This window comes from Parendozoicomonas sp. 209JJ7-1 (genome assembly GCF_058147085.1).
Map to the genome: position 1 here is coordinate 1 of NZ_JBYVJU010000048.1, position 2,442 is coordinate 2,442.

Sequence of the window (2,442 nt, forward strand, 5' to 3'; positions counted from 1 at the left end):
GAAATCGAGAGATCAATGGACGAAACTCTTCAATTCAAATGTCTAACCGATTTGCGAGAAGTAATCTCGAAAATTGATGGTTACGTTGCACGGCCAACTATACGGGGGGAACACCCTACTCTACACTCAAATTCTGGTGAAGGACGTTTCAGGACTGTTATGGGGGTTAGGGTTTGTGATTATAAATTTTCCACAGATGAACAATGGGTCTTACCAGATAATCAAATGGGACTTTCATTTTCCTCTACATGGCAAAACCTGAAAGGTGTTTATAAAATGGTTTCCCGGGGTAAAAGAAAACCTGTTGATGTCTACTGGGTACTTTCAAAGGCTGATATTCCTGAAGGAATGGCTTTTGTGGAAGATACGGCCAAAAAGAAAAAAGGGCATTACTTCTTAACAGTTACCAAAGAGATGAAGGTTAGTACCTTAGTTGCGAAGCTAAAATGGATTGCTGATAGAATGTCGGTTATTAGAGATACGGAGTTAGCATCATGATTGAATTTAACCGATATCCACACGCATTAGATTTGCTGAAGCATTATGCTTCATCATTCAAAGACAATTACATAATTAACATTATCGACCACGGTGTTTCAAATAAGGATGAAGCCAAGAAATTCTCAGAGTTCGTCTGGAAAGTGGTAGATCAAATGGCTACTGATTCAGAAAACGGCACACATGTTTTAGGTCGCTCTGATAACTCTGACACACTCCCCGATATCCATTACGAAGTAAGTTTATACATGGAATCAAAAGGTTTTGAGTCCGTATGGGAGCAAGTCTCAGACGAGGCGTAATTCGCGCTTAACAAGCGCATCCAGGTGACGCCTTCGGCGCACCTGATGCGGGCGTTAGCTGTTCATCCTGTGATCCAGTTCATAGTATTATACAGAGAGATGCTGGAGAATTGAGTTCATTTATTTCGCGTTCTACAGTCCTAAGAAGCCTTGTTGCTTCTTGTTTTTCTTGATCGTCTTTACTTTCAAGGACTTTTCCTAAAATTTGCTCAGCTTTATTTAAGAGATAGAGCTTTGATTCAATAGAATCATTATCCATATCACGAGTTTGCTCCAGTAGAATATGAGCCTCTTGAAGGTTTTGGCTATATTCGAATGAATCTAAATTTTCTTTTAAATAGCAAGATACAGAGGAAGTATAATCTTTACTTTCATCAAAATAGATATATGACTGAGTCAAATGCTCTTGGCGAACGGTTAAGCTAGATGCCAACTTTGACTCTTGTAAGCTCAGTTGTGCAAGCTCTAAAAATACAGCTGAATATAACTCTCTTGGTTCGTTTCTATCTATAGTTGAGGGTTTATCAAGTACCTCTTTTAACATTGACGAAACTTCTATTAATTTTGCTTTTCGACCAGCAAAAATAAACCCTTGAGAATGATGCTTTTCTAATAGTAGCTTTGCTTTTTTAATAGTATTCCCTAAAGCTTTAGATGGAATAACTATTGAATCTGCATTCATACTAGCTCCTTATATAAACAACAATCATATGTAAATGACATAGTTAAGTGTATTTGATTCAAAATGTCATTCCATATAACAACCCAGAAAGCACAGCTAACAAGCGCATCCAGGTGACGCCTTCGGCGCACCTGATGCGGGCGTTATGTTTTTCACAAACAAACGAGTGAACATTGAAAATGAAAATAGGAAGTAAGGAAGAATTATCATATTTAGTGCAATCTAAAGATTTGGCCAAAGAATTATCCTTTGATGAGCAAGATGATTTTCCTGAAGTTTTGTCTACTTCTAGAATGATTGCACTTATGGAACTAGCTGCAGCACGCTTAATGAAGCCTCTACTTGAAGAAGATGAGCTATATGTAGGAGTTAATGTAACTGTAAACCATTTAGTTGCCACACCAAATAACGAAGAGGTAAAAGCTATTGCTATATTTCGAGGAATGGAAGGTAAACTCTATAAATTTGATGTAGAACTTCATGATCGAGGTGGTAAAGCTGGTAGCGGCACTCATACAAGAGCACTAATAAAGACAGAAAGGTTAGTACAAGGCGCACTGAACAGAGTAAAAACATAACAAGTGCATCCAGGTGACGCCTTCGGCGCACCTGATGCAGGCGTTAGGCGAAGCAAAATCAACTTCAGGTTTGAAAAGTAACATCCTTTATTGTGTTGGCTGGCGTTGGGAGAGATTGGAGTTTTTTCCCTGAGTTGCGCCGCAATTTAAATTTGTGTCGGCGTTGAGTAAAGCGTTTGCGGCGTTTTGGCTCTGTGTTCTGGCCTTCGAGTTGCCAACGCCAGCATAATCATTGTGCACATATCACAAAACAAACAATTGCGTACAACCTCAAAAACATCGGCTTTATTGTGCAAGGCTGGCAACAAACATCTGAGCTCATTACTTTTTAGGTAGCGCCGTCTATGTTTCGTAAAAATTTACAGTCTATGCCTTTTAAATC

General features: G+C 38.9%; 4 protein-coding genes. 3 read left to right on the plus strand and 1 reads right to left on the minus strand.

The genetic code is table 11. From position 1 onward, the window contains the following. Both ACY2RQ_RS19120 and ACY2RQ_RS19125 read left to right on the plus strand, forming a co-directional pair. Positions 1–498: hypothetical protein (locus tag ACY2RQ_RS19120; protein WP_490114608.1), on the plus strand; the 498-nt coding region annotated here is incomplete at its 5' end. Further along, positions 495–800 carry a hypothetical protein gene (locus tag ACY2RQ_RS19125; protein WP_490114609.1) on the plus strand — a complete coding sequence of 102 codons (306 nt, stop codon included), beginning with the start codon at positions 495–497 and terminating at the stop codon, positions 798–800. The genes ACY2RQ_RS19120 and ACY2RQ_RS19125, both read left to right, overlap by 4 nt. A gap of 79 nt (positions 801–879) precedes the next feature. Here ACY2RQ_RS19125 and ACY2RQ_RS19130 read toward each other — a convergent pair whose 3' ends face one another. Then, positions 880–1,482 (minus strand): hypothetical protein, encoded by a 603-nt coding sequence (locus ACY2RQ_RS19130; RefSeq protein WP_490114610.1) that lies wholly within the window; start codon positions 1,480–1,482, stop codon positions 880–882. A gap of 179 nt (positions 1,483–1,661) precedes the next feature. Here ACY2RQ_RS19130 and ACY2RQ_RS19135 point away from each other — a divergent pair, with 179 nt between their 5' ends. Continuing rightward, positions 1,662–2,060 (plus strand): thioesterase family protein, encoded by a 399-nt coding sequence (locus ACY2RQ_RS19135; RefSeq protein ID WP_490114611.1) that lies wholly within the window; start codon positions 1,662–1,664, stop codon positions 2,058–2,060. The last annotated feature ends 382 nt before the right edge of the window (positions 2,061–2,442 follow it).